General features: G+C 43.8%; 26 protein-coding genes and 1 pseudogene. 16 read left to right on the top strand and 11 right to left on the bottom strand.

Features of this window, described 5'->3' with window-relative positions:
• Positions 1 to 24 precede the first annotated feature (24 nt).
• From AC0LWN_RS25340 to AC0LWN_RS25320, 5 genes and pseudogenes are all read left to right on the top strand, one after another.
• The gene (locus AC0LWN_RS25340; protein ID WP_474670289.1) at positions 25 to 2,271 is read left to right on the top strand and encodes an MrcB family domain-containing protein; all 2,247 of its coding nucleotides are present in this window, start codon (positions 25 to 27) and stop codon (positions 2,269 to 2,271) included.
• A complete protein-coding gene (locus AC0LWN_RS25335) occupies positions 2,243 to 4,657 on the top strand; it encodes a DUF2357 domain-containing protein (RefSeq protein WP_474670287.1) in 2,415 nt (804 codons plus the stop codon). Before AC0LWN_RS25340 ends, AC0LWN_RS25335 begins: the two co-directional genes overlap by 29 nt.
• 717 nt (positions 4,658 to 5,374) lie before the next feature.
• A complete protein-coding gene (locus tag AC0LWN_RS25330) occupies positions 5,375 to 6,478 on the top strand; it encodes a slipin family protein (RefSeq protein ID WP_474670285.1) in 1,104 nt (367 codons plus the stop codon).
• Positions 6,479 to 6,637: 159 nt separating this feature from the next.
• Positions 6,638 to 6,895: pseudogene (locus AC0LWN_RS25325) on the top strand (hypothetical protein); the annotation flags it as partial.
• A gap of 109 nt (positions 6,896 to 7,004) precedes the next feature.
• The gene (locus AC0LWN_RS25320; RefSeq protein ID WP_474670283.1) at positions 7,005 to 8,165 is read left to right on the top strand and encodes a cobalamin-independent methionine synthase II family protein; all 1,161 of its coding nucleotides are present in this window, start codon (positions 7,005 to 7,007) and stop codon (positions 8,163 to 8,165) included.
• 178 nt (positions 8,166 to 8,343) lie between these two features.
• Here AC0LWN_RS25320 and AC0LWN_RS25315 read toward each other — a convergent pair whose 3' ends face one another.
• Complete coding sequence (locus AC0LWN_RS25315; protein ID WP_474670400.1) at positions 8,344 to 8,703, bottom strand: hypothetical protein; 360 nt, start codon at positions 8,701 to 8,703, stop codon at positions 8,344 to 8,346.
• A gap of 261 nt (positions 8,704 to 8,964) precedes the next feature.
• Between AC0LWN_RS25315 and AC0LWN_RS25310 the strand changes: the two genes are divergently transcribed.
• From AC0LWN_RS25310 to AC0LWN_RS25295, 4 genes are all read left to right on the top strand, one after another.
• Positions 8,965 to 9,600, top strand: coding sequence for a hypothetical protein (locus tag AC0LWN_RS25310; protein ID WP_474670282.1), 636 nt, complete (start codon positions 8,965 to 8,967; stop codon positions 9,598 to 9,600).
• Positions 9,601 to 9,666: 66 nt separating this feature from the next.
• Positions 9,667 to 10,833, top strand: coding sequence for a DUF4317 domain-containing protein (locus AC0LWN_RS25305; protein ID WP_474670280.1), 1,167 nt, complete (start codon positions 9,667 to 9,669; stop codon positions 10,831 to 10,833).
• Between the two features lie 51 nt (positions 10,834 to 10,884).
• Positions 10,885 to 11,451: a DUF4256 domain-containing protein gene (locus AC0LWN_RS25300; RefSeq protein WP_474670278.1), complete on the top strand. Its 567-nt coding sequence runs from the start codon at positions 10,885 to 10,887 to the stop codon at positions 11,449 to 11,451.
• Position 11,452: 1 nt separating this feature from the next.
• A complete protein-coding gene (locus AC0LWN_RS25295; protein WP_474670276.1) occupies positions 11,453 to 12,010 on the top strand; it encodes a hypothetical protein in 558 nt (185 codons plus the stop codon).
• Positions 12,011 to 12,147: 137 nt separating this feature from the next.
• On the opposite strand, the gene AC0LWN_RS25290 is transcribed toward AC0LWN_RS25295, so the two are convergent.
• Positions 12,148 to 12,966: a MerR family transcriptional regulator gene (locus AC0LWN_RS25290; protein WP_474670274.1), complete on the bottom strand. Its 819-nt coding sequence runs from the start codon at positions 12,964 to 12,966 to the stop codon at positions 12,148 to 12,150.
• Between the two features lie 110 nt (positions 12,967 to 13,076).
• Here AC0LWN_RS25290 and AC0LWN_RS25285 point away from each other — a divergent pair, with 110 nt between their 5' ends.
• Positions 13,077 to 13,625: a GNAT family N-acetyltransferase gene (locus tag AC0LWN_RS25285; protein ID WP_474670272.1), complete on the top strand. Its 549-nt coding sequence runs from the start codon at positions 13,077 to 13,079 to the stop codon at positions 13,623 to 13,625.
• A gap of 2 nt (positions 13,626 to 13,627) precedes the next feature.
• Here the strand turns inward: AC0LWN_RS25285 and AC0LWN_RS25280 are convergent, their stop codons facing one another.
• A complete protein-coding gene (locus AC0LWN_RS25280) occupies positions 13,628 to 14,005 on the bottom strand; it encodes a MerR family transcriptional regulator (protein WP_474670270.1) in 378 nt (125 codons plus the stop codon).
• 181 nt (positions 14,006 to 14,186) lie between these two features.
• Between AC0LWN_RS25280 and AC0LWN_RS25275 the strand changes: the two genes are divergently transcribed.
• The 3 genes from AC0LWN_RS25275 (at position 14,187) to AC0LWN_RS25265 (ending at position 17,247) form a co-directional block, all read left to right on the top strand.
• Positions 14,187 to 15,032: an SDR family oxidoreductase gene (locus tag AC0LWN_RS25275; RefSeq protein WP_474670268.1), complete on the top strand. Its 846-nt coding sequence runs from the start codon at positions 14,187 to 14,189 to the stop codon at positions 15,030 to 15,032.
• Between the two features lie 47 nt (positions 15,033 to 15,079).
• On the top strand, positions 15,080 to 16,024 hold the full coding sequence (locus AC0LWN_RS25270) for an alpha/beta hydrolase (protein WP_474670266.1): 945 nt from the start codon (positions 15,080 to 15,082) through the stop codon (positions 16,022 to 16,024).
• A gap of 296 nt (positions 16,025 to 16,320) precedes the next feature.
• The gene (locus AC0LWN_RS25265) at positions 16,321 to 17,247 is read left to right on the top strand and encodes a serine hydrolase domain-containing protein (RefSeq protein WP_474670264.1); all 927 of its coding nucleotides are present in this window, start codon (positions 16,321 to 16,323) and stop codon (positions 17,245 to 17,247) included.
• A 65-nt stretch (positions 17,248 to 17,312) separates the two neighbouring features.
• Here the strand turns inward: AC0LWN_RS25265 and AC0LWN_RS25260 are convergent, their stop codons facing one another.
• The 3 genes from AC0LWN_RS25260 to AC0LWN_RS25250 form a co-directional block, all read right to left on the bottom strand.
• On the bottom strand, positions 17,313 to 17,939 hold the full coding sequence (locus AC0LWN_RS25260) for a carboxylesterase family protein (RefSeq protein WP_474670262.1): 627 nt from the start codon (positions 17,937 to 17,939) through the stop codon (positions 17,313 to 17,315).
• A 68-nt stretch (positions 17,940 to 18,007) separates the two neighbouring features.
• Positions 18,008 to 19,405 (bottom strand): serine hydrolase domain-containing protein, encoded by a 1,398-nt coding sequence (locus AC0LWN_RS25255; protein WP_474670260.1) that lies wholly within the window; start codon positions 19,403 to 19,405, stop codon positions 18,008 to 18,010.
• 26 nt (positions 19,406 to 19,431) lie between these two features.
• Complete coding sequence (locus AC0LWN_RS25250) at positions 19,432 to 19,896, bottom strand: hypothetical protein (protein WP_474670258.1); 465 nt, start codon at positions 19,894 to 19,896, stop codon at positions 19,432 to 19,434.
• A 241-nt stretch (positions 19,897 to 20,137) separates the two neighbouring features.
• Here AC0LWN_RS25250 and AC0LWN_RS25245 point away from each other — a divergent pair, with 241 nt between their 5' ends.
• The gene (locus AC0LWN_RS25245) at positions 20,138 to 21,277 is read left to right on the top strand and encodes a cation:proton antiporter (RefSeq protein ID WP_474670256.1); all 1,140 of its coding nucleotides are present in this window, start codon (positions 20,138 to 20,140) and stop codon (positions 21,275 to 21,277) included.
• Positions 21,274 to 21,450, top strand: coding sequence for a hypothetical protein (locus AC0LWN_RS25240; protein ID WP_474670254.1), 177 nt, complete (start codon positions 21,274 to 21,276; stop codon positions 21,448 to 21,450). Before AC0LWN_RS25245 ends, AC0LWN_RS25240 begins: the two co-directional genes overlap by 4 nt.
• Positions 21,451 to 21,712: 262 nt before the next feature.
• On the opposite strand, the gene AC0LWN_RS25235 is transcribed toward AC0LWN_RS25240, so the two are convergent.
• Complete coding sequence (locus AC0LWN_RS25235) at positions 21,713 to 22,162, bottom strand: hypothetical protein (protein WP_474670252.1); 450 nt, start codon at positions 22,160 to 22,162, stop codon at positions 21,713 to 21,715.
• A gap of 88 nt (positions 22,163 to 22,250) precedes the next feature.
• On the opposite strand from AC0LWN_RS25235, the gene AC0LWN_RS25230 reads away from it, so the two are divergent.
• Positions 22,251 to 22,796 (top strand): MerR family transcriptional regulator, encoded by a 546-nt coding sequence (locus AC0LWN_RS25230; protein WP_474670250.1) that lies wholly within the window; start codon positions 22,251 to 22,253, stop codon positions 22,794 to 22,796.
• 21 nt (positions 22,797 to 22,817) lie between these two features.
• Here the strand turns inward: AC0LWN_RS25230 and AC0LWN_RS25225 are convergent, their stop codons facing one another.
• The 4 genes from AC0LWN_RS25225 to bglX form a co-directional block, all read right to left on the bottom strand.
• Positions 22,818 to 23,258: a hypothetical protein gene (locus AC0LWN_RS25225; protein ID WP_474670248.1), complete on the bottom strand. Its 441-nt coding sequence runs from the start codon at positions 23,256 to 23,258 to the stop codon at positions 22,818 to 22,820.
• Between the two features lie 61 nt (positions 23,259 to 23,319).
• Positions 23,320 to 23,418: a hypothetical protein gene (locus AC0LWN_RS25220; RefSeq protein WP_474670398.1), complete on the bottom strand. Its 99-nt coding sequence runs from the start codon at positions 23,416 to 23,418 to the stop codon at positions 23,320 to 23,322.
• Positions 23,375 to 24,367, bottom strand: coding sequence for an AraC family transcriptional regulator (locus AC0LWN_RS25215; protein ID WP_474670246.1), 993 nt, complete (start codon positions 24,365 to 24,367; stop codon positions 23,375 to 23,377). The genes AC0LWN_RS25220 and AC0LWN_RS25215 overlap by 44 nt, the downstream gene beginning before the upstream one ends.
• 108 nt (positions 24,368 to 24,475) lie before the next feature.
• The gene (gene bglX / locus AC0LWN_RS25210) at positions 24,476 to 26,698 is read right to left on the bottom strand and encodes a beta-glucosidase BglX (RefSeq protein WP_474670244.1); all 2,223 of its coding nucleotides are present in this window, start codon (positions 26,696 to 26,698) and stop codon (positions 24,476 to 24,478) included.
• Positions 26,699 to 26,708: the final 10 nt, after the last annotated feature.

Genomic DNA, 26,708 nt, shown 5'->3' with positions numbered 1-26,708 from the left:
TAATTCCTATTTGGGAGGATCATCATGCCATTACCAGAATCCATTTCTCAAATTTTCAGGAGAAAACAAAAATCGTACAAGATGGTGTTCATCTTATCTTTAATTGAAGAGCTAAAGGCCACTAATCAGGAGCGAGCTTCATTCGACAAGGTGAAAAATCGTTTCCTCAGTTACTATATGCAGCAAGAAGAGCTTGGGCATAGAGTTGATGAGACGCCTATTCGCTATCATGCTCGATGGAGTCAGATAACGAAGGGGCAGCTCAATACTATTTTAGCGACCCCTATTAAGGTCCTCTCAGACATTGTGTTTGTTAATACAGAAGACAATACAATAGGTTTTTATCCTGAGATCAAGAGCCAACTAGGGGAAGAAGGATTACTTAAATTGGAGAACCTAGCAAGAGAAGAACTGAATGAGTATAATACTGCGATGCAACAATTCTCTCTGAAGGATCATCTAGAGAGCATCATGTCCCAATATGTTCAGGCTAAAAAAGAGACCTTTGCAGGTCATGCGTTAGGCACTTTACTGCGGCAAACGATTCCTTCTGAGCTAAAGGCGTTGCCTTTTCTGAATGAAGAGCACTATAAGGTGCAAGGCTCCATTGGACAGGGGAATTGGGCAGATGTGCCTTGGCTTGCTATCCTGGATAAACGAATCACAAGCACCACTCAAAGCGGCGAATATGTCGTCTATCTTTTTGCCGAAGACATGAGTGCAGTGTATCTAACGCTTGCTCAGGGAGTGACTGTTCCATCGAAAGAGAAGGGTCGTAAGGAAGCGTACGCTTATCTTCGCAATAAAACCAAAGAGATTCGTGAGTTTATTCCGCTGGCGAACATGAACAAGGACGAGAACATTCAGCTTATGGGCCGTGGCTTAGGACAAGATTATCAGGTATCGACGGTTGCTTACGTGAGGTATGAACGTGGCAAGGTGCCGTCAGACGAGCAATTGGTGCAGGACTTGCAGAACGTAATGGAGAATTATCGGATGTATGTTGAAGATCACGTTCTTAACGAAACGGCAAGCACTTTGGAGGTAGAGCCAGTGATGGAGTACCCGGCACCTGAGCCAATAGAAGACGCCCGAATCCCCACTATCCTCCACCAAATCCAATCCCACATCCGCCGCCAAGGTTTCTTCTTCCCAGAGCATCTTATCGAGAACTTCTACCTCTCGCTGAAGGCCAAGCCTTTTGTTATCCTGGCGGGTATATCGGGCACGGGGAAGACGCGGCTGGTGAAGCTATTTGCGGAAGCCCTTGGAGCGACTAGGTATAACGGCCGGTTTACCTTGATTCCAGTCCGGCCGGATTGGAGCGATCCTGCGGATCTGCTGGGGTATAAGGACCTTTCGGGAAGCTTCCAACCGGGTCCGATTACGAAGGTGTTCGTGGAAGCGCGGAAGCTGGAGAATCAGCATAAGCCTTATTTTATCTGCCTGGATGAGATGAATTTGGCACGGGTGGAGCATTATTTCAGTGATATGTTAAGTGTGCTGGAAACACAGGAGTGGCAGGAGGGAAAGATTCGGACGCAGGGTCTTATCTCTCCTACCATGCTGGATACGCCTGAGGACCAAGAGGTGTATGGCAGCCTTGGTATTCCAGAGAATGTGTTCTTAATCGGGACCGTGAATATGGATGAGACAACGCATCCTTTTAGCAAAAAAGTACTCGACCGCGCCAACACGCTAGAGTTCAATTACATCAATCTGCAGCAGTATCCGGAAGGAAATGAGCAGGAGGCGAGTGACGTCGCTGATCTTGCTGAACTGAATCATCTTTTTCTGCGCTCGGATTATTTGCAGCTAGTTAATGCTTATGATGCTCATCAAGAACTCGTTGTCCGGACAACGGAAAGATTGGTTAAGATCAATACTCTGCTTGAGGATATTCACGCCCATGTGGGCTTCCGGGTACGGGATGCAATTTGCTTCTATATGATTTATAACGACCGTTTCAACCTGATGAGTGAGGAAGAGGCGTTTGATTGGCAGCTCCTGCAAAAGATTTTACCGCGTATCCAAGGGAGTCACTCCTCGGTACGTCGAGTCCTGTTGAACTTGATTAAGGGTGCGATAGGTAGTGGTACTGGCGTGACGGTAAATATTGAGGATCTCATGCAAGATGCCTCTCCACTCTATATGAAATGGGCTGCTGGGCAAACTCCGCCTGCGGCTAAACATCCGCAAAGTGCTCGTAAATTGGCTTTTATGCTTAGGAGGCTGGAGGAAGATGGATTCACCTCATTCTGGCTCTCTTAATCAGACGGTTCAGTTGCTCCGTGTAGAAACGGAGCTTTTTACTCTTTTTCTTCAAGGACGGCCTTATCATCCTACTGTAGAGACTTTGCAGCTTCATCGCTCTTCGGACCAGGAATGGGTGAATGCTCACCTTGGGCTTGTGTGCTCCGAACGGCTTGGTGAAGTACAGATACAAGTGTTCTCGCCTGAAGCTTACGGGATGGTAGACTGGCAGCCGGGGGAGTCTTCCTTTCCTTGCTTTTATGAGACCCAGTCGTATGAAATGGTTATTCAGAATAAGAGCGGGAGTAGCCTTTCTTTTTACCATGAAAATGTGTTGCTCCGTCAGGCAATTAAGCCTCTGGGTGATTCTATCCTTGCGGGTGTTCTGAATTTCGGGAATGAGGTTGGTCTGACGGAATGGGAAATCCGTAGTAATGGGCAGACATTGCTGCGGGTCGAGATGGAGATTTTCCCCTCGAAGATGGATTACAAGCTGGATTACCAGAATATTTTGCATGAAGTGAATGAGCAGATTTATAATTTGGCCTTTGATTTCCTGCGCCGAACCTACCAGCTAACAGGCCTACGGGAGACGCAGCATCAGAGCCTGACGGAGTTCTTCACCATCCTTCAACATGTATTTAGACAGCTCTTGGACGCTATTGAGCGGATTAACAGGAATCCCAATTATGCTCTGCTCCAAGATCGCCGACTAATGGATGCCAATCGGGTTAAGAAAGCCGGAAGAGAGAACATCCGCGAGCTCGCGAAGCATCCTGAACGATTGAGGGAAGACATGAACCATGGATTCTTAAAAATCGGTACCCGGAATTACACAGCAACGCACTTAGTGGAGACACGCAGACGCCTCGCTTATGATACGAATGAGAACCGTTTCATCCGCTGGATGCTGGAACGTATTCATGGCAAGCTAAAGGAGCTTAAGGGTCGCTGGAAAAAGCAGAGCCGAACTCCAGATCCATTACTCATCAAAAGAATCGACGCAATGCTCACCCAATTAGAGCGAGTGCTCAAGATGGATTTCTTGCGTGAGGTCGGAGTTCTGAAGCAGATGTCTGTTACGCTTGTGCTCCAGATGGCCCCAGGGTACCGCGAAGTCTACCGCTGTTATTTGATGCTGCTAAAAGGTCTGTCTATTCAAGGTGACCTGCTCCGCTTATCCATGAAGGACGTTGCTCAGCTCTATGAATACTGGTGCTTCCTCAAGCTGAATCAGCTCCTGGGGCAGAAGTACAAGCTGGTGAAGCAGGATATTATTAAGGTGAATCGGAACGGTATTTTTGTTACTCTGGATCGCTCGCAGAGCGCCAAGATGGTCTATGAGAATCTGGTTAACGGAGAGCAGTTCATCCTGTATTATAATGCGATTCCAGGCTCGGATAAGACCCCGACGCTCAGTCAGCGTCCGGATAATGTACTTACTCTGAAGAAGAAAGACGCTGGCAAAATCAAAGAGTACAAGTATGTCTTCGACGCGAAATACCGCTTGAATCCGGCCTATGAGGGCACTTCCTATCATGAGAAATATAGACAGCCTGGGCCAGAAGAGGATGACATCAACACGATGCACCGCTATCGGGACGCTATTGTGTATCAGGAAAAAGGCTCAGGGGAATATGAACGAAGCATGTTCGGGGCGTATGTGTTATTTCCGTATCCGGATGAGGAGCGATTTAAGGCACACCGATTTTATAAGAGTATTGAGCTTTTAAATATTGGCGCCTTGCCGTTCCTGCCCAATTCCACAAGCTTGGTGGAGCAATTCTTAGATGAGATTATTCAGGATAGTCCGGAAAAAGCTTTTGAGCGCTCCACACGTCCACGTGGGACGAGAGAATATTATGCCGATCAGCTTGCAGGCAAGAATGTGCTTGTCGGTTCTGTTACAGGCCCTGAGCAAGTTGAAGTGGCGAGGCGGCATTCTTTTTATCATGTGCCGCTAAGGAACCTTTCGGATGCAAAGATTCTCACCCAAATTGAATATGTAGCGATGTGCCAGTCCAGAAAGAAATTTTTTGATCCTGCTAAGACAGGGATTCATTGGGTAGGTAAAGTGACAGGTTGGAAGGTGTTAAAACGTAAAGAAATAAAGGAAATCCCTCCCGAGCCTTATAAGAAAGAGTGGGATTACGTTAGATTTGAAGTGGAAGAATGGATACCTTTACAGCCTCACATTGCTCTAGGCGGCCAGGGAATCTATACGCTGCTCTTCACAAGCAAATACATCCTGGACCGGGCCTTAGAGATTGCCGAGCTCCGTGTAGAAACGGAGGAGGATATCCGCGAATGGCGTGAGAAGCGCCGCAAGGGCAGAGTGCAGGTGAAGCTGGATCATGATGAATATGTGGATTTAGGTAGGGTTGTGGAGGTTCGGAATATATAGGATACAGAAAAAAGCTCAAGCGCAGGTCCCCTCCCTGCCTTGGAGCTTTTTTTCTATAGCTCTTCTCCCTGTCGTCAATCACTTCTGGCCGCAAATGTTCCTGGAACATTTCTAACTAAGGATACACTCTGGAAATTTATGCTTCCGTCGTAATACTTACGCCATGTTCATTCAGTCCGATCTCAGCGATGATAGAACCTGTAAGAAACATCTTTACATCTTCGCAAGTTGATAACGCCAAGCGGCGTTCATCATACATTAGGTTCTTATCCGGGCGGGCGTAACGAGGCGGGGATCTCAGGTGATCCCGCAGTGCCGGCATGTATGTTACGGTATCCTGTACGGTCCGTTTCGGTAAGAGTCCACCATTGGGGTTCGAATCCCCAATCGCCTTGGGAGCGATTTCTGGTAGAGTACTCGATTTCCATCGAGCGACAATTGAAGCAAATTCAGAGTAAGGAAACCAATGGACAGAATCCCGGCGGCTAATATAGCGCACTGCGGAAGGGCTTTGCAATCCGTGGATACCGATGGTGCGGGAGCGGGGAGGCCTTTGGCAAGGACAGAGGGAAACGAAGGCTGGCTGAAGTAGGGGCAACCTGCGGATTCACATGTTCTCCCGAGCCTCCCGGCAGACTGCCTGTCTTAAACGTGATTCCGTCTGAACCCGCGGGGGGATTCTGCCATCCATTGGTCAAACATGAAGGGGGTAAATATATGTTAAAGCAAATAACGATTCAAGCGGACCAGCGCGGTCTGCTCTTTCATAAGGGAAGTTATGTGAAACGTCTTCTTCCGGGAACCTACCGCTACTTATCGTGGTCACAGCATACGGCAGTTGTGCTGAATATTGCCAAACCGTTCGTAGTCGAAGGTAAAGATTTGCAGCTGTTCTTACAGGATGAAGACCTCCTGCGGGAGCTCGATGTCGTAAGTGTACAGGATCATGAGATTGTCTTGCACTACGAGGACGGACAATTCGTGCAGCTGCTGAAGCCGGGGGTATATGCCTATTGGAACCTCCTGAAAAAGCATACCTTTGTACATACGGATATCAGGCAGCCGGAACTCCCTGCCGGGATCGACCGCTCCATTATAGCGAAGCTTACCCCGTATGTGCAGTGCTGTGAAATCGCGAGCTACGAGCAGGGATTTCTGTTCTATGATCATATCCTCCAGCGGGAGCTTGCGCCTGGTAAGTATTACTTCTGGAAAGGCCCTGTCTCAGTGCTGACGAAGACGGTCGATCTAAGACAGCAGCAGATGGATTTGATCGGCCAGGAGATGATGACAGAAGATAAGGTTACGCTGCGCCTGAACTTTGTATGCCAGTATAAGATCGTGAATCCGCATCGCGTTCTGGAAATGAAAGCCTTCGACGAGCAGATACACATCCAGCTTCAGCTCTTGCTTCGGGAATATGTAGGGACGCTGAAATTAGATGATCTTCTGAAACGTAAGGAGGATGTCGCATCATTCATCCTATCCCGTATCCAGGCGAAGGGAGAAGAATTCGGGGTGCTTTTCCTCGGGGCGGGGGTAAAGGATGTAATTCTGCCAGGGGAAATGAAAGACATCCTTAACACCGTTCTGCTCGCAGAGAAAAAGGCGCAGGCGAACCTGATCACCCGCCGGGAAGAGACGGCTTCGACGCGAAGCCTGCTCAATACGGCGAAGCTGATGGATGAGAATCAGACGCTGTTCCGTCTGAAGGAGCTGGAATTCCTCGAAAAGATATGCGACAGAATCGGTTCCATCTCTGTTACGGGTGGCGGCGATCTGCTCGAGCGGTTAAGCTCGCTCATCGGTGTCCAGAAATAGACCGCTACTTGGCGGTCTATTTCTTTTTGTGGAAAGAGATAATGAACGCTGGACAGTGTTTCGGCTAAGTCAATTGTGCGTCTTTACCAGAGAACAAGAAGCTTGCGTATTAGATATCTTCATCTCCTCGAGAATGAGATCTGATGGAATGGGAGTTTTGAAGCGGTTCAGAATTGTGCGGATCATGAGAGTGCACGGATGCTAGAGAAACGTTGGAAGGAAGTGGTTCCTTCCAGTAAAAATGAACGTGATGTAATGATGGAGATTTGGGGATATGCCGGATTGCTGGTACCGGGTGAAACACCCCGAAAGCGCAGAGGCGGAAGTTCTGATTATGACTCTATGGCGGAATGGCAGGGGGATGACGGTTATTCGCAGGAAGCGCTGGAGTTTTATTTCAGTGCATTTTTATTATAGCTTTTACCTTTAACCAGATATACATTTTAAGTGTTATGTAGATAAGATTCCTCCATGCTAGAATCAAAGCATTCCAGCAAAAGATGAGTTAGATTGAGGAGGATTTCTTATGTGCAATAGATTTCAAATCGTAGGCAGCCTGTTGCGTCCGTCGAATTTATTAGAATATAAACAGCAGATTGAACATCGTGATGATATCCAGTATCCTTTTTACCAAGACTTTCAAGGGTATGAGCAGTGTGAATCGGATGCGATTCAGGCTGTAGTTGATCAAGAAATTAACAATGGTCTGTCCATTCTTACGGATGGAGAGTATTCCAAATCGATGTGGCATCTGGACTTTGTCTGGGGTTTCCAAGGGATTAGCCGCTATATCGCGGATCATGGGTATTTTTTCAGAGATACCGATGGAACCTCCAAATACGAGACTAGAAAAGATATTGGTCTGCGCATTACAGGTGAATTGAGCGGGAAGAACCATCATTTTATTCATGCCTATAAGAAGCTTCAAGCCCTTGCCGGCGACCGGGAGACCAAGCTGTGTGTACCTTCGCCATCTCATATTTTTGGTGAGTTATCCTGGTCGGATAATATTGGCGGCACAGAGGCCGTGTATAAGAACAGACAAGAGCTTAAAGACGGTCTTGTGAAGGCTTATAAGGATTTTGTGGAGGAATTCGCTGCTGCCGGAGGACAAATCCTGCAATTCGATGATTGCTTATGGGAGCTCTTCGCAGATGATAACCCGAACTCCCCATATACTGGCGAGAACATCAACCAAGAGGAAGTACAGGCTCTGGCTACAGAATTTATTGAAATTAACAATACATTGATTGATTACGGACATAGCTTAGGCTTGAAAATGTGGACGCATAACTGCCGTGGTAACTATGATTCCCGTAATATGGGTGGCGGCTCCTATGCTAAAATTGCCAATCTGTTCTTGAAGCAGCTGAAGTACGACCGCTTTTTCCTCGAATGGGATGATGATCGTGCAGGCTCGCTTGAGGCGCTTGCGGTGTTCAAAGATAAGCCTGACACGGAAATTGTACTTGGCTTGTTGTCTTCCAAGACTAATACGCTTGACGATGAGGCTCGTGTAGTTCAAATGCTTGATGAAGCTGCGAAAATTATTGATAAGGATCGATTATTACTTTCTCATCAATGCGGTTTTGCGTCCTGTGACGGCGGCAACGAATTAACGGAAGCTGAACAGTGGGCGAAGATTAATCAAGGACAACAGATTGCCCGGCAATATTGGGGTAGTTAATATTTAACTTAGTTAAATAGGGGAGCAGATTCCCTTTCGTAGACTGTCGACGGTATTGTCGGCAGTTTTTTTCTATGAACAGAAGCCTCCAGCGCCGGGGAAATGACGAAATCGTCTTTTGCTCATAAAAAATGACCGCGAAAGGCGGTCATTAACGGGGGACTTATTTTCCAGCGAATTAATTGAAAGAAATTGTGTAGGATACAGAAGGGTATGTCGTAGTCGATCCTGGCACTCGTTCTACAACTGTGATCAGTGTACCGGGTTCGTAGTAGCCTGAACCGCCGTTGTAATTGGTTTTGTTGACGATAGCGGTACCCAGATCGATCGTTGTATTGTTATAGCTCCAGTAGTAGTGTAGGCGAAGTGCGTTTACTGCGGAAGTCGTGATTTTCACGCTTGTGCCGGTCGTCTTGGCGTTGGGAAGAATGTAAGCATAGCCTTGACCTTCGGTCAGCGTATTGGGATAGCTGCCCCCATAGCTGACGATGGCAGGATTAGCCCAAGCGGTCAGGCCAAACAACAGAGATAGACCCATGATCAAGGTAAAGACTATGCTGCTGCGTTTTTTCATAGATTGCTCATCCTCTCAAAATGATTTCGAAACGGATTAGAGCATCCTCCTTCCACATGAAAGCGTTTATATACCTATCCCCTACAATATATACCAATTTATTACATGTGTAAATAGCAGAGTAAATGGTAGGATAACCTTATAGATTACGACAGTAACGATGCTTTTTGATCAGCACATAGGGTTCACTTGATTAGAAGAAGAGAAGGAGTGAGATTAGACCTCATGAAACCAAAAATCAGTGTGATTAAGTTTGGCGGCATTACACTTATTCTTTCCGCTATTCTCTTTTTTACCCAGTATCTATTTGTTCTGCCGATGCCTAGCCCTCCACTAGCAGATGCAGATCTGATGGCATGGCTGCGGGAATGGAAGTCCAATATCGCGATGGCGGACGAGTTGCTGTTCTTTGCCACTTTATTGTTGATCCCTTCCATCGTTGCTTTGTACCGGATTCTGGTGAAGGTGGATAAGGTCAAAACCTTGCTGGGGTGTGGTCTGTTGGCTGTCGTCATACCCGTCAACATCTTCCTGGATATTATTCTGGGGCGATTGGTCTATCCAGTGTATAATATTGAACTCTCACCTGATATCTACAAGCTGGTTCTCAGTATATACTATGGGGGCATGCACGCTGTAGCGATCATCCTGAGTATGGCTACCATCATCTTGTGTCTCGTAATTAGAAAAAGCGTGCTTGGTAAGCCTGCAGCCATTCTAGGATTGGTGACAGGGATAATGGACTTGATCGGCGCTTATCCCTGGTGGATTGGAACCGGTGTGGTATTTGCTTCCCAGTTGTTGTTCTCAGCATGGTTTGTTTTTCTTGGTGTGAGGATGCTTCGAACGGAATCAGCCTAACCAATTTCCGCCCCAATCGTTTATACTAATAAGGCATAACACTTCTAAGGAGCTGCAGAACCGATTATGAATAAGAAAGAAGTCGCGCACATTCGCAAGCAATTCAAGCTGGACCATGAAATGCTCAAGCTGTTTGATATTCTTAACGTGTATATTATGAAGGAGACTAGCGAGATCTATCATTGGGAGCGCCTGCCGTTTGGCCTCGTGGACAGAGAGAAGCAGGAGCTGTATATGGGCAATTTCAAAAAACTGCTCACCGGTGAGCTCGACCATAAGCTGTTCGAGTTGAAGTTTCAGGAGGAAGCGGAGGAGCCGTCGCGGGTAATGCTCCACCAAGGCCTGGTGACAGGTGATGCTGAAGAATGGCAGGACCTGATGCTGATGCTGGTGGATAAAATGCTGGTAGATACCAAGTATGAGAAGGATACGGTAGTCACTTTCGTTCGCGGGCAGTATTACCGGCCGACTAAGGCCAGGAATGAAGAAACCGAAGAGAGCGGGAAGGATGAGATGTTCGCGCATCCGTTCATTCTGTGCAGCGTAAATTCCACGGAGCAGCAGCGTAAGAACCTCATGTTCGATTATGTGGAGAGGGAATTCAAGTACAATGTTATCGTCGATCCGATTGTCAAATTGAGTTCGCCGGAGCAGGGGTTCTTTTATCCGAGTGTAACGGACAACTATTCGGATGTGAACCGCATTCTATATTGTACGGGAAAATCGAATTATCCGGATCCGCAGTTCATCGAGCAGGTGTTGAATGCGGAAAGATCTGTAACCGCCTTGGAAGAGAGAAGCTTCTTCGAAGAGATCGTGAAGGAAGTGGCGGGAGAACAGCTTGATACAACCACACTTGCTCAGGTGTATGAGGAAATCCAGCAGGTCATCGAAGGTGGCGAAGGGGAGGAAGAACCGCCCAGGCTGGATTACAAAGATGTGGAACGCGTCCTGGCAGCAAGCGGCGTAGAGAACGTGACGGCTGAAAAGGTGGAGCTGGCTTTCGAAACGGTCATCGACGATAAGTTCTACGAAATGAAGGCGAGCAGCGTTATACCGAAATATACTACAAAATCGATCAAGATAGATACGAAGGTGGCCACCATCTCAATCAGCCCGCAAGATTTAAGATATGTGAAGCAGGTAAATTATCAAGGGAAACGCTGCATCATGATTGAGGTTGACGAGGAAGTCGTGATCGAGGGCTTCACGCTTAGTACGGAAACGTTGTAGTTAGCATTGGCATAAGGGGAATAAAGGTACAGGAATTAAGGAGGTTTTGTTGTGGTAAATGAAAAGAGGGAGTTATCACCAGAACAAAATGAAGCTCTGCTGGGAGTGTTAAAAGCCCGTTTTGAGAAAAACATGAATCGCCACGAGGGATTGGAATGGGCCAAAGTGCAGCTAAAGCTGGAAGCTAACCATGACAAATTATGGTCCATTCATGAGATGGAAAGAACCGGCGGTGAGCCGGATGTGGTTGGCTATGATGAAGAGGCGGGAGAATACATTTTGTATGACTGCTCGGCAGAAAGCCCTAAAGGCCGCAGAAGTATTTGTTACGACGGCGAAGCCCTGAACGCCAGGAAACAAAATAAACCGGAAAACAGCGCCACTCAAATGTCGGCGGATATGGGCATTGAGCTGCTTACCGAAGAACAATATCGGGAGCTGCAGAAGCTTGGAAGCTTCGATACGAAAACATCAAGCTGGATAAAAACACCTTCCGATATCCGAAAGCTCGGCGGTGCAATCTTTGCTGATTTCCGTTTTGGACATGTCTTTGTGTATCATAACGGTGCGGATTCTTACTATGGCGCCAGGGGATTCCGTGGCTCGCTTAGAGTCTAAGATGAAGACGAAATTGGGATTATTACTGATCATGTTTATATTGTCCTCCTGTTTGGTTGGATGTAATAATGCTGTAAAAGAAGAGGACAATAGTATTCCAAGGAATACATCTGAACCTTTTGTAGGAAGGATGGATTTGGATAGTGAAACTAAGAAGTTTTTCTATGGAACTTGGAAGGTTGAAAAACTGTTAGGATTCGCAAATTCATATAATGATGCGTCTGAATATCCAACAGGGCAAAAGGTTATTGGTGATGAAATTATCATCAATAAAGATTTCTTTTCATCAAAAGGGTTACAAAATTATGCTGTTTATCAATATGAACTGGAAAATCCGCTCTATCATATAGAAGAGATACACTATAACACAGATTCTTTTTATAGAGTAGATAAAATGGATCTGCCAGATTTGAAGATAAATGATGAAGTAAAAGCATTAGGTGTATCTGACTCTTCTACTGGACTTGCTATACCTGTAAGGTTTTTGGATGTTAACGATGACAGACTGATCTTGGTATTAGAGGCAACAGCATTTGAGCTGAAAAGAGTTGCGGAATAAAGGGTAGGCAATGATGCTGTGCTTATTGGCCCTATTGTTCAATTTGAACAATAGGGCTTTATAGCGGGCACCAACTGATCCCCGGTTCCTTTTAACGTAATATCAACCCCATTAGTAACCATTCTCTTGGTTCTGCTTCAGCCAGGATTCCCGATAGGCACCATAACTCTGACCAGATATTCCTCTGCATGTTGCAGGACAACCTCATCCTGTAAATATTCCTCGTAAGCATTGCCAATGACTACATACTGATTTTGCTCAATGGCATCAAAGATTCGCGGGTAGATCTTCTCGGTATCTCCATAGTTCGCTCTGGCATAAGAAACGAAGTAGAAGCCTTCCGGCATATATTCCTGCTCAACATAACGAGTGGTCATGCGGCTGTACATATGGGAGACGGCATCTCCGTCTCTGCGCAGCAAATCCTCTTTGGGGATGATCACACCGTTGGGATAACCAATCGGCGCATGTTCCTTCTGTAGGCGTTGTCGAAAATCTTCCCAGAGCTCTTCGGGAAATTGCTTCTTGGAAGCATGAACCCGGCGGCTAAGCAGCAACGGAACGCGGGGTTGCCAAATCACGTGCATCCGGCTTGTATCAATATTCATTGAATGCTCGATATGCTCGGCCCGCCGAATGATCATCTGCTTCGCTTGCTCCAGCTTCAATATCTGTAATTGAAGAATCTCTTCCTGCTTGCGCAGAAGCCCAAGCGTACTGGCAGGCGCGCGGCCGTTCAGATGCTCCCGGATGTTCTCAAGCGACATGCCCAGTTCCTTGAAGATATGAATCACGCCAATCGTATCCAGCTGACTGCGATGGTAATAGCGGTATCCGTTGTCGGCAACAAAGGCCGGCTTGAACAGACCGATACGATCATAGTAAATGAGTGTTTTGCGCGTTACATCGGACAATTCGGAAAAAGTGCTAATGGATAGCATGTCGTTATGATGCATGACAACCTCCCGTGAAAATTGAGTTGACTGTATAGCCGTTATACAGTTTATACTATCATCTATTGCTTCTGTACAACTCTAAATTCAAGGTTAAGAGAGGAAGAAAATTTATGCAAAAGATCGAAACAAACCGGCTGGTATTAAGAAATTTCTGCGCGGCCGACGCTCCGGGATTGTTGGAGTATTCCATGAATCCTAGAGTGAACTGCTTCCTTGATGGGAAAATGGGTACGCTGGAGGAGGCTTCCCTGGAGGCTGAAAAAAGAAGCGGCGATGATTCTTATATTGCAGTCTGCCTTAAAGAGGACGACTCCCTCATCGGAGACCTGTTCTGTATGAAAGAAGAACCCGATACGTTCAGTGTCGGTTGGAATTTCAACGTGAGATATGAGGGAATGGGATTTGCATGTGAAAGTGCAGAAGCGTTGCTGGACTACCTCTTTATGCAAAAAGAAGCAAGAAGGCTGTATGCGTATGTTGAAGACGACAACTTCAGATCGCAGAAATTATGCCAAAAACTGGGCATGCGCCAGGAAGGCTGCATGCTGGAATTTATTTCTTTTACCAAAAACGGAGACGGAACACCCAAATATGAAAATACCTTTCTCTATGCCTTGTTAAAAAAAGAGTGGCAAAATCAGCATCACAAAGAAATATGATATCAGGGCAGCCTGTCAAATTTATTGTCTTGGGCATCAATTAACGCCAGCTTGTAATTGAGCTTTTCCAGCGTTTTAATCAGTCGTGCAATTTGTTCCTCCACTTTGTTTTTTTGGCTGACCAGCATCGTTTTTCTTAGGTGCAGTGTACGGTCCCCGCTCTTGTACAACTCAACATATTGTTTTATTTCTGCCAGAGGCAGGCCTGTTGAACGAAGGGCTTGAACCATCTCAACACAATCGACGTAGTGTTCGCTGAATTTGCGGACCCCGTTAGCATCCCGGTCAACAGCAGGCAATACGCCTTCCTTCTCATAAAAACGCAAAGTATACGGGGTAATGCCCGTTTTTTTCACAATTTCCTTAATCGTATAAGCCATAAGATACCCTCACCGCCTACCTGAGTGTTAGAGTTACTTTCATCTATTTTACAATCTGAGCTCGCCTCCGGTCCATAATCCCCTTTGCCTATAAGGATTGAACTTTGGAGTTGACTTAGAGCCGCTTTAACCCGGTAAGCTAATTGAGAAACAACTAAAAAGATTAAGAGGAGGGTATTCAATGACCAAAACGGTGTTGATCACCGGGAGTTCGACAGGATTGGGAAATACAGCAGCAAAGAAGTTTGCCTATGAAGGATGGAACGTGGTTGCTACGATGCGTAAGCCGGACCGATCCTTGGCAGAGGAATATCCCGAGCGGATTTTCGTAACCGGGCTTGATGTTACTAAGCCCGCCACCATCGAGGCGGCGATTACGGCAGGGATTGCCAGATTCGGCCGGATCGACGCCGTCGTGAACAACGCCGGAGTCAGCATCCTCTCGATATTTGAAGCAACACCCATGAATGTGGTCCGCGGGATTTTCGAAACCAATGTCTTCGGTGTGATGAACGTCATCCAGGCGATTACCCCATATTTTCGCGGACAAGGCGGTGGAACCATCGTCAATATCACTTCGAACGTAGGCTTTGCATCTAATCCGCTCCTGTCGGTCTATGTCGCGACCAAGCATGCAATCGAGGGGCTGTCGGAATCTCTGTCGTACGAGCTGGAATCGCAAAATATCTCCGTCAAGCTGGTGGAACCCGGAGCCATGCGAACCACGAATTTCACGTCGAACACCATGGCTGCCACCCAAGACGTATCCATTCCACAAGCGTACAAGTCTTATTATGATCATATGATGAACTCCATGATGAACTATCCGTTTGATAATGCGGATGAGAACCAGGTTGCAGATCAGGTGTACGCCGCTGCGTGCGATCTCTCTAATCGGTTGCGCTATCTCGCAGGTCCGGATGCGGAAGAAACGGCAAAACTGAGATGGTCCCAGTCTGAAGAACAGTACATGGCAGCCATGCGGGATCTACTGGGGCAAACGGCGTGGCGAAATAGCCAGGGCTGACATTCAATGACGATTGATGACTCTGCATCACAAAGGATGGTTGGAAAATGGAAGATAGATTACATCCAGAACTTAAAGATATGTTCTCCGCTTTACCGGAGGTTGTGTACACTCGGGAGAATCTAGCAGCCAAAAGGAGAGAGATGCATGAGTTTGTAGCCGGTGTGGCAGCATCGTTGCCCGTTAATGATACGGTTCTGACCTCAGAGAGAGTTGTTCCCGGCGCAGTTGGGGACCCGGAGGTCCGGATCAAGATATACGAACCGGGAGTGAAGAAGGGACCCCTTCCGGGCATTCTATACATTCATGGTGGCGGCTATATCCTTGGTTCCGCGGATATGATGGACCCTGCCTTGCAGCAGCTGGTATCGGAACTCGAATGCGTCATCGTATCCGTGGATTATCGGCTGGCTCCAGAGCATCCTTTTCCGGCTCCGCTCGAAGATTGTTACGCAGCACTCAAATGGTTCTCCGAAAATGCTGAGGAGCTGGGGACCGATTCATCCAGAATCGCAGTAATGGGCCCCAGTGCCGGCGGTGGATTAACAGCTGCTCTCTCCCTTTTGGCAAGAGATCGAAACGGTCCTTCTATTCTATTCCAAATGCCGCTTTATCCGATGCTGGATGACCGGAGCATGACCAAGTCCAGCCATGAAATAACGGATGACAGAGTATGGAGCAAAGCAAAAACAGAGTTGAGCTGGGAAATGTATTTAGGAGTAACAGGTGAAGTATCCCAATATGCCGCTCCGGCACGTGCAACCGATCTGTCAGGGCTTCCACCCACGTACACATGTGTAGGTGACTTGGATCCGTTTCGCGATGAAACCATTGATTATGTACTAAGGCTAACGCAGGCCGGTGTGCCAACAGAATTTCATTTGTACCCCGGATGTTTTCATGGCTTCGAAGAGTACTTTCCTTCTGCCGCGATCAGCGGGAAATTTATAAAAGAATACCACGCAGCCTTAAAGAGTGCCCTGTATAAATGATCCTAAATGTACAGTATAATACCATGAATGAGAACCAATATACAGTAACAGAGTAAGAAGGCTAACAAACGGCGGATGAAGTCATCCGTGGCTCCAACATGCCGTCTCCAGTTTGTATATTAGAGCTTGAATATGAGGAGGGCTTGGTTAATTCCAGGGCCCTCCTTATATTTGGTATTGATTGAATATAGATAAAGTCGGGATATGTATTATAAAGGTCGGCTGATACAATAAAATTAATCAGGAGGATATAACCAATATCTGAAGCTGTAGCAAATAACTTGGAGATGATTACAATGAACAATGAATTGCTAAATGATTTGATAGTGTCCGTAAAAAGTCAAAACCTTCGGGTGCTAAATGTTCTAGTTAGGCAAGAGGGTCAGATCATAGCCAAATATGATTTTGAAGAAGAAAAGCCTGCTCCTTTGTGGTCAGTAAGTAAAACGTTTACTTCAATGGCAGTTGGGATTGCCATCAGTGAGGGTTACTTCAAGATGAATGACTATGTTATAGATTTTTTTCCTGATCTTCCACATGTACATTTAAATGAATATTTAATAAAGATGACTATACATGATTTGCTATGCATGGGAACTGGACACGCAGAATGCCCGGTATTTAAGGCGGATTGGGGAAGTGATACAAGTTGGGATATTTCTCAATTGTTCTTTGAAGAACCGGTTGTATTTGAGCCTGGGACTCATTTTACGTATAACAATGCTGCAACGTACATGCTTTCAAAAATGATAACCCTGACTACAGGGAGTAACTTAAATGATTACTTAGATAAAAGAATATTTCAGCAATTGGATATACCGAAACCTAAATGGGATACCTGTCCAAAGGGAATCCCGCAGGGATTTGCAGGATTATATTTAACGGCAGAGCAATTATCCAGATTCGGACAATTAATTCTTGATCAAGGAGTCTGGCAAGGTGAGCAGCTTATTCCTTCAAGTTATATCAAACAGGCAACATCTGTCCAAATTCAAACCAAAGATTTCACCCCAGACTTTGCAACCGCTGACCATCAGCAGGGATATGGATATCAAATCTGGATGAACTCCTATCCTAATTCATATCGAATGGACGGTTTATATGGTCAATATGTTGTCATGCTTCCAGATAAGAATGCCGTTATTACCTATATTTCAAATGAACCACACAACATGACAGGGGTTCTTGAGCTGACCTGGAATACTCTAATAGATAAGCTGTAGGGCAGTGCCAGCATCTGATCAAGCAGAATGATCAGATGCTCTCGATGAGAAAAGCATTGCTTTTGTTATCGAATAGAGGCCTCATATTCATCAAAAAAGTTGATTTTATCTTTGTTAGGTGTAGATATCATTTCAACTTGATCGCCGAGTTTCAGTGTGGTTTTTTCATTATCCGAATTAAAAGCACCCCATGTTGGTAAACCAACACCATTTGGATTGCCTGTAGCAGCAAAGTTATACCAGTAGGATAACATGGTGTCAGATAACTTATAATCATAATCCGTATATGCCAGCTTGTTTTTATCTAAATTTCCATAAGCATAAGCAATTTCAGAACCATGAAAAGCACCTAGTTGTTCCATGGTATTGCTACCCGGCTGAATATGGGAAAAATGATAGAGGTATACGTTGGAAGAGCATAGCTGACTTTGAAGATTAGCCCAAGTAAACATATGCCAACCAAACCATTGCATTGTACCGCTTGATAATTGGGATTGAAGTGCCTGTGCATTATCAGTAGCTGCATACATGCTGAGAAACTTGTCTGCTTTACTGCCATATGTTTTATTGATTTCTGTTCTATAATCGGCCGCATTCAGTGAAGAATAGCTTGGTATCCATGATAATGGCCAGGGCAAGGAGATAAATATGGAGCTTTCGTTAGCTAAATAATTGCCAGCGTAAAAAGACACTCGGGAATCACTCCCCGCAGTGTCTTTATTTTTGCGCTTTTGCCTTATTGGAAAACAGGGAGCCGGGTTTATTTCCCGTATCCGCTTCTGAAAATAGTAAATACTGCGATTAGTGCTAGCATAATATTTACCCATAAAAAATTGAGAGGAAAGAACGTGAATAAATAATAATTATCCATTTGGAATAGTAACTTAAATGGCAACTCAGTATACATGAAGACATAATATAAGATCCCAAGGATAAAGATAATTATTGAAGATAAGATATACCGTTTTTTACGCGTTTTCCGCAAGCGAATAATTCCTTTTTTGATTTTAATAATGAATGCAACAATAAGCAGTATGAGGACGAAAAGTAAAGCGAGGGTTACATAATTAACCAACTGTTTGATTTGTTGCATTTGTTGGTCAATAACCTTTTCGCCAATGACATGTTGTCCCCATTGTTCCATTAATCCATACGTCAAATAATACGCCTTATCCGAATTTGTAAGTATTACCATGCCATTCTGACTAGATGGCTCAAAGGCAAATTGTGCATTCCAACCGGTTAATGTCCCATTATGCTCATAAACTGTTAATCCATTTTTCAGTTCTCTGGGGATGATGCCCAAAGCATAGATACCTGCCGTACTGCTTGTGTTTTCCTGCGGTTTAAACATTTCTTTATTCCCGCTGTTATAGTAATTCATCAATCCAATCACAAAACGGGCCAGATCCTGTGCTGTGGTGGAAACACCTCCGCCACCGTTCATAACAATTGGAGTTACTTCAATCCCTTTACTAAATCCGGCATATGGAGTGGCTAGGTTTTCATTTTTATAATCTGTATTTTTCATGCCTAATTGTTGAAATATATTGTTTGACATATAATCTTCAAACTTTGTACCTGTGACTTCTTCAATTGCTAACTGACAGATTCCAAAACCTGCAAACTCAGAGTATTCAAAAACTGTTCCCGGTTCTCGTTTTAATTTAATGTTTTTTTCCTTTAACGCTTCAGCAATTACAGGCAATGGCTGCTGATAGCCATTTTCGTCACTTCCGGTAATACCGCTGGTATGAGACATAAGCGTTCTAAGTGTTACCTTATCCTCGTTATATTCAGTATCAGGTAACTTCCAACTGGTCAAATATGTATTTATTGGTTTGTCCAGGTCTAATTTGCCCTCATCTACTAATTTCATGGCAGCGTATGCTGTTATAGTTTTGGAAATAGATGCAACTTTAAAGCGTGTCGCTTCCGTAACTGGGATTTTATTATCCGTATTAGCGTAGCCATAATTTCTTATTTCAGAAATTGATCCATTTTTTATTAGTACAACTGCAGCTCCTTGAGGGCTATATTGCTTAACTAATTTATCAATATAATCTTTTCCTGTGTTCATATGAATTGAAATTCCCAATATCGCAGATATCATAATAATACAAGCTATAGCACCGGCTACTACTTTTTTGTTATGCATATGTATTCCTCTTTCGTGAAATGTTCTTAAATATTTTTTTCGTTTGATAATCTTTCATTTAGGAAGCTGGCAAATAACTGCAGGGTTTCAACCAAATCATTATATGAGCTTTCCTCCATATCCCTTAGCTTTTCGAAAATCTTATCATCAGCAGTATTGTGATATTGCTTATGTCCTTCATATGCTACTTTCCCAAGCTCGGTTAATCTGAGCGTCACCTCAGAGTCAGAATGATCAGAAATGCTTTTTATCACTAGTCCCTTATTAACTAACTTGTATATCATTTGTGATATTGCACCTTTTGTTTTGTGCCTTAGAAGCGACAATTGGGTGATGTTTATCCCTTCATTGTTTCCAATGTCTTCTATCGTGTGAATTTCTACCTGTGTAAGTAAGATACCTGAGTTGTAATCCCTCGATAATTTCTCCGTTTGCATATATAGATAAATGATCTGTTCCATTGTTTTTGAGACTAAAGTGTAATCTCTCATATTTTCCCTCCAAAGTGTATAGTTTCAATACTGTTTAGATGCAATACACTTTAAACGTGATCTATTACTTTGTCAAGAAAACTTAAGGTGAGGTTTATTCGCTCTGAGCGGAGGATGGGCAAATTACAATCATTGTGGTATACTACGAACATCAATTAAATACTTGCATGAATCGGTGGAGTCTGCTCAAAGCAGGCTCTTTCTGCGTTTTTACGGGCATGCGGGAGGGTGGTAAAAGAAAATGGAGTTCTATTTACAATTGTTGGTTATCATCTTGAGCACTAAGCTTGCAGGTGATGTTGCAGTACGATTAGGGCAACCGTCGGTACTTGGGAAGCTGATTATTGGTGTTGTAATCGGTCCTGCTATACTGGGCTGGATTCAGCCGTCTGAGTTAATTTCTTCTTTTAGCAATATCGGTGTTTTGTTATTGATGTTCTTTGCAGGATTGGAGACAGATATTAAGGAATTAAATAACAACCGCAATTCATCTGTAGCAGTAGCTGTTGGAGGTATATTGTTGCCTCTCGGGCTCGGGTACATTACTGGAATCATTATTGGCCTGGAAAGCTCCCACGCGATATTTCTTGGCTTATTATTGTCTGCTACTTCTGTAAGCATCTCTGTTCAGACATTTAAGGAGCTGGGGAAATTAAAGAGCCGCGAGAGCACAACCGTTCTAGGGGCGGCGCTGGTCGATGATATTCTTGTTGTTGTAGCTTTAGCGGTATTTATGAGTTTTGTATCAACGGAAGAGATTAACCTGGGCTTGGTGTTGTTAAAGAAGGTAATATTCTTTGCACTGGTCATTGGCATTGGCTGGAAGGTTGTACCGTGGGTTATGCGTAAGCTTGCCCCGCTCAAAATTACGGAATCGGTCATCAGTATTGGAATTGTCATTTGCTTATTTTTTTCTTACATGGCGGAATATTTCGGAGTGGCAGGAATTATTGGCGCTTTTGCTGCAGGTATTGCCATCTCCAGGACTGATTTCAAAGAAGAAGTTGAACAGAAGCTCGAACCCATCGCCTATGCCATCTTTGTACCCGTGTTTTTTGTAAGTATCGGACTATCCGTGACCTTTGAAGGATTCATGTCCCAAATACTAATCATTATTGGATTAGCAATTGTAGCTATTCTGTCCAAATGGTTAGGAGCAGGGCTCGGGGCAAAAGTAACTGGATTTAACTGGCGTTCCTCTACTGTTGTTGGAGCAGGTATGGTTTCACGCGGGGAAGTTGCATTGATCATAGCGGCTATTGGTTTAGAGTCGGGCTTATTAAGTCAAAAATATTTTACTTCAGTGATTATAGTTGTCATACTGACAACAATAGTTACGCCGCCTTTATTAAAGGCTCTCTTTAAAGGAGGACGGACATGAACCTCGAAACTAACGAAATTTTAGAGTTGATACAGGAATCGGCGAAGCAATTCAATTCAAAAACGGTAATTGTACTTGAATTGGAAAGCACCCCATTAAATATGGGATATCAAGCTGTCAACTTATCCCGGCATAAAGTTCTTACTTCAAAGATTATTTTTGCAGTCAGCTAACGTACCTTATAGTACAACACATGACCTCAATTCAGAAGATCGAGCCCTTATATGTATTCAGGATGTGGATTATAAGACCAATTATCAAAGTCTTGAGTTCGAGATGCTTGGACAAGTAACCCAATTGCAAAGGATGGGCTGCAAAAATATTTGAACATGGCCACTTCATAAATAATTTTTCTTAGATATAAAAAACCTTCAGTTTGATTTTATTTTATATCACCCTGAAGGTTCACACATTTGGTGGTATGGTATTTCAAATCTATTTTCCTAAATAAATTGGAATCGCTGTTTCCCATGATACTATTTGTGCTATAAATTGCTCTTCTGAGAGATGGCTCAATATGTATTGGGTCCCGACCGCAGTAAGCGCAGTATGAACATATTTCACTGTGCATTCAGTATCTTCACCTAATTGTTTGGTTGTTATGTTTATGACTGATACCAGATGTCCGGGGGTAATTCTTACATATTCGACCTCTCTGCCAACGTTGTAAATGGAACATACCCAAACGGTTTCAGGCGTATTTTGCTGCGTGGTTGTAAATACACAATTCTTTTCAGCTATTCCCGATTTAGAATAAAGCATTGTGCTCTCCCAGTCAGGAACCCACTTCTTTTCCGCTTCAGGGCAAAAGGCTTTAAAGACTGCCTGACAATCCCCCTTTACATGGATAGTATGCGTGAACTTTTTTCGCAATGCGTTTTTCATTTGATTCTCCCCTTTCATTTTATATACTGAAAATAAACTATGAAGCTATAAACAGGTCAATAAAAATTTTGTTGAAAGGAGCTTCAATTTGTTAAGAATAAGTGATTTATGCAAAATGTACAAAATATCAAGGAGCACCTTGCTCTATTATGATTCAATCGGATTACTCAAACCTGCGGAAAGAACAGGAGCAAATTATCGACTGTATTCAGACAGTGATTCATTGCGGCTTGAGAGAATATTAAATTTCAGACAAGCCGGAATATCGTTGGAAGAAATTAAACATTTACTCGAATATGAAGAGATTGGCTATTATAAAATTCTTGTGGACAGATTTAACCAAATCAATAATGACATCGAAAAATTAAAAGCGCAGCAAAATTATATAGCAAGCATGTTAAAGAATAATGATCTCCTAAGAACCTCCGAACTGATAAATATGAGTACATGGATGATGCTCATGCGTTCATCCGGTTTTGATGAAGACCAATCAAAAAAATGGCATATGCTTTTTGAGCAGATTTCGCCCTCGGAGCATACAATTTTCCTTGAAACACTGGGGTTGTCAAAGGGTGAGATTAATGAAATTAAAACATGGTCCAAAGGGCACCTTGACGGATTAGAAAGGGGCTAACGATTATGCCCCTTGTAGTACCTATACTTTTTTACCCCGGAATCTAAAATTACCATAATCAATTACAACAATTTCTCCATTTTGCTTCAAATGCACATTTTGATAATTTGGTCTGCCCTGACGAGCTAGAGTCTCATATGGAATAATACCATTTTTTCTAAATTTCGCATTTAGTCCATAAAGCTTCTTTTTATATTCTTTAGATTTCGGAAGCTTTCGATCATGCCTTACCATTATTACCCATTTAAATCCATTCTCGAAGTCAATAATCTTGGCAAGATGCTTTCTTATAGAAGGCGAAGATGAACGATATGTGATTACTTCCCTCTTATTGCTTTTTATCCCGTCATTTGATTTCGCAACTTTCTTTACATTACCGTTACCAAGATCAAATACAATTCGTCTCGCACCTATCCCAATGACTTTTTTCTGTTTGATTTGATTTCTGTTTGTTTCCATCATTTTAATTACTGTCACCCCTTAAAACGAAAAAGTGTACACTCCAATCATTTTATGACGCAATTTAGCGGTTTGTTTGGACTAAACAACAAAAGCCCCATAATCGGGGCGGTAGTCCTCTAACTGCTTCTATATTCCTTTGGCGAACAGCCGCAGATGGAATTGAATTTTTTATAAAAAAAGCTGACATTTTCATAACCGACGTAATTCGCTACTTCAGTCACACTCATATTACTGTTAATTAGAAGTGTTTTTGCGAAGCGTATTTTTTGTTCATGAAGCAGTGCAATAAAGGTCATTCCTGTATATTTTTTTAGCTGTGAAGACAGATAATTGGCATTAATATTAAAAAAAGCAGCGGTGGAGTTTAACGTACAGGTTCTGTAATTTTCTTCGATATATCGCAGAATGGGGACAATAGGATTTTTTTTGAGCCGGCTGTCCTCTTTGGCAATATCGTTCTCGTATACGTTGATTAGTTCCATCATGATTAGTGAAAACAAAGAGTCCAGCAGTTCAACAGAACGCAGGGAGGGATCAAACCATTCGCAAAAAAATTCATTTATGAAAATTGGCAGCCTTCTGCTGTTTTCCGAGCGAAACAGAATAAAGCTGTCATGGGAGGTGCCTTCTGTAATGGAATTAATAAAAAAGCTGGAAAGAGGACTGTCTGATGCAAGCCTGTTAAAGAAGTTGCTGTTAAAGTATTCCTTCCTGATCACAATATTAATGAGAATATCTGACTCTCCAAGCGGCTCAATCGTATGAACGGTATCCGAGTCAACAAGCAGAATTTGCCCCTTGTGCAGAGAATATAAATGATTGTTAATGATTTGCGTACAAGAGCCATCGTACATATAGTTAATCTCGATCCAGTCATGAAAATGCAGAGGATACGACCGGAAGCGAGAATGCTTCTTCACGATAATATTAGGGGAGCGTATAGAGGATTGCGAATAATGCTGGAAAAATAATTTTGCAACTCTTTTTCTGTCCTTGAACATATAAACATAATCAAGCGGGTTAGAGCTGGGAGAAGAGATTCCCTGACGATATAAAAGTTCATTTTCTGTTAATTCACGCAAAGATTTATCTAAATCTTGAGGATTCATATCGTACTTCTCCTCCGCAATATTGTTGCTCCCAATTATAAATTAATGTGTTGTTGGTTTGCAAAAAAAAGCAACTGTTTTTATATACAAAACAGTTGCACAGTTTAATTAGTTCTTTTCAAATCGAAAAGCTGTGGTTAAATAATGCTCTGAATGATTTCCCACATAAACCTCAAAATGTCCTTCCTCTGCTTCATATTTCATTTCCTTTGTATGGAATTTCAACAGATCCTCAGTAATATTAAAGCGTACCTTTTTTCGTTCTCCTGCCGATAGATGAATTTTTTGGAAGCCCCGCAGTTCCTTTACCGGCCGCACAACACTGCCCACCATATCACGAATGTAGAGCTGTACAACTTCCTCTCCACACATTTCACTTCTATTATGAACCTCTATTTCTGCCTCCAATTGTTCTCCTGACCGTAACACGGAGCCGCTTAGCTGCAAATTGGAGTATTCAGCAGTATGATAAGACAATCCATACCCGAACGGATACAAAGGTTCATTCGGACAATCCAAATACCGGGAAGTAAATCGGGTGCTATGTGTGGAGGTCTTTTGCGGACGCCCTGTGTTAAAAGCATTATAATAAATCGGAATCTGACCTACTGCATAGGGAAAACTCATCGTTAATCTGCCCGAGGGGTTGGAATATCCCATTAATAAATCTACGATGGCATGTCCGCCTTCTGTGCCAGGATACCAGCATTCTAATATCGCATCCACCTTACCTATAATGTCCGTTAACACCAACGGTCTGCCGTTAAAAAGGAGGAGTACGGATTTCTTAACCCAAGGAAGAACTTGCTCCATAAATGCGGTTTGTATGCTGGGCAGAGTTAAATCTGTTCTACTTCCGGCTTCTCCACTCTGGAAAGTATGCTCTCCCATAGCAAAAATAACGACATCTGCCCATTTGGCCAGCTCAATTGCTTGATGGAGTTCTTTTTCTTTCTTTTCTTCAGTATTAATCAGTGCTTTTTCCTTTGCATAATCCCCAAATTCTCCTAACCCCTCATAGCTCTCCAGCAATTCACAGCCCTGTGTAAACTTAAAGTGACCGGGATTTGAAATTTCCCCGAATGCCGTCCTTAACGTAATAACCCGGCTCTTATCTCCATAGACCGCCCACAAACCGTTCAAATCCTTGCTGTCCGCATAGGGTCCAATAAGCGCGATTTTCTGCTCCTTCGTTAACGGCAAAGTATGGTTCAGGTTTTGTAGTAATACTAATGACTCAGTTGCCGCTTGTCTGGAAAGTTTTTTGCTCTCAAAGCTGTTATTCATTTCTTCTTCCTTAACGACACTTGCGCCTCTGAAAGGATCTTCAAATAATCCCAGCTTATTTTTCAGCTTCAATACTCTAAGCACGGCTTCATCAATTTTTTGCAGGCTTATACGGCCTTCCTCTAATAGCGGCTTGAGCTGGTTGGAATAACAGGATGTCTTCATATCAATATCGACACCGGCTTCCATTGCAAGTCTGGCGGCATCCTTGTCATCTTCTGCTACTCCATGAGCAACCAGCTCTGCAATTGCGGCATAATCCGTAATTAAAATGCCTTCGAAGCCCCATTCCTTGCGCAGCACCTCATCCATCAGCCATTGGTTTGCTGTTGCAGGAATTCCATCAACGGTGTTAAAGGAGGTCATAACCAACTCACAGCCTGCATCTACTGCTGCTTTATACGGCGGTAAATACTCTTCACGCAGCCTTCTTTCCGACATATCAACCGTATTGTATTCACGGCCTCCCTCAGGCGCCCCATAAGCAGCATAATGCTTGACACAGGAAGCCAGACTTTCTCCCGGCGTAAAATCTCCCTGAAAGCCTTGAACCATAGCTTTTGCAAATAAGCTGTTCAAGTAAGTATCTTCCCCCGTGGACTCCATACAACGTCCCCATCTGGCATCACGGACAACATCGACCATCGGTGCAAAGGTAACATGCGCACCCGAGGCGCATGCTTCCTTTGCTGTAATCTGATTGCACAAGGTTACCATTTCAGGATTCCAGCTACAGCCTAATGCCAAGGGGATAGGGAACACTGTTTTATAGCCATACACAATATCTGCCATAAATAATAAAGGGATGTTGTGCCGGCTATTTTTCAAATAATCGCTTTGTATTGCTATTACCTTATCTGCGCCTAATACATTTAAGACAGACCCGGTGAATTGAACCATTTCCTTGTCTATGCCAAGCTTTTGCGCTGGTCCAACAGCCATTGCGCCTGTATTGAAAAAATCTCCTGATAATTGTATCAGTTGTCCAATCTTTTCTTCGATAGAGAGCGTGTTCATCAAGTTCAATAATTGCGCTTCGTTCATACTCCTGTCC

Source organism: Paenibacillus sp. sgz302115 (assembly GCF_056120445.1).
Note: the sequence above shows the minus strand (reverse complement) of the source record. Positions and strands in the feature narration are given on the sequence as shown.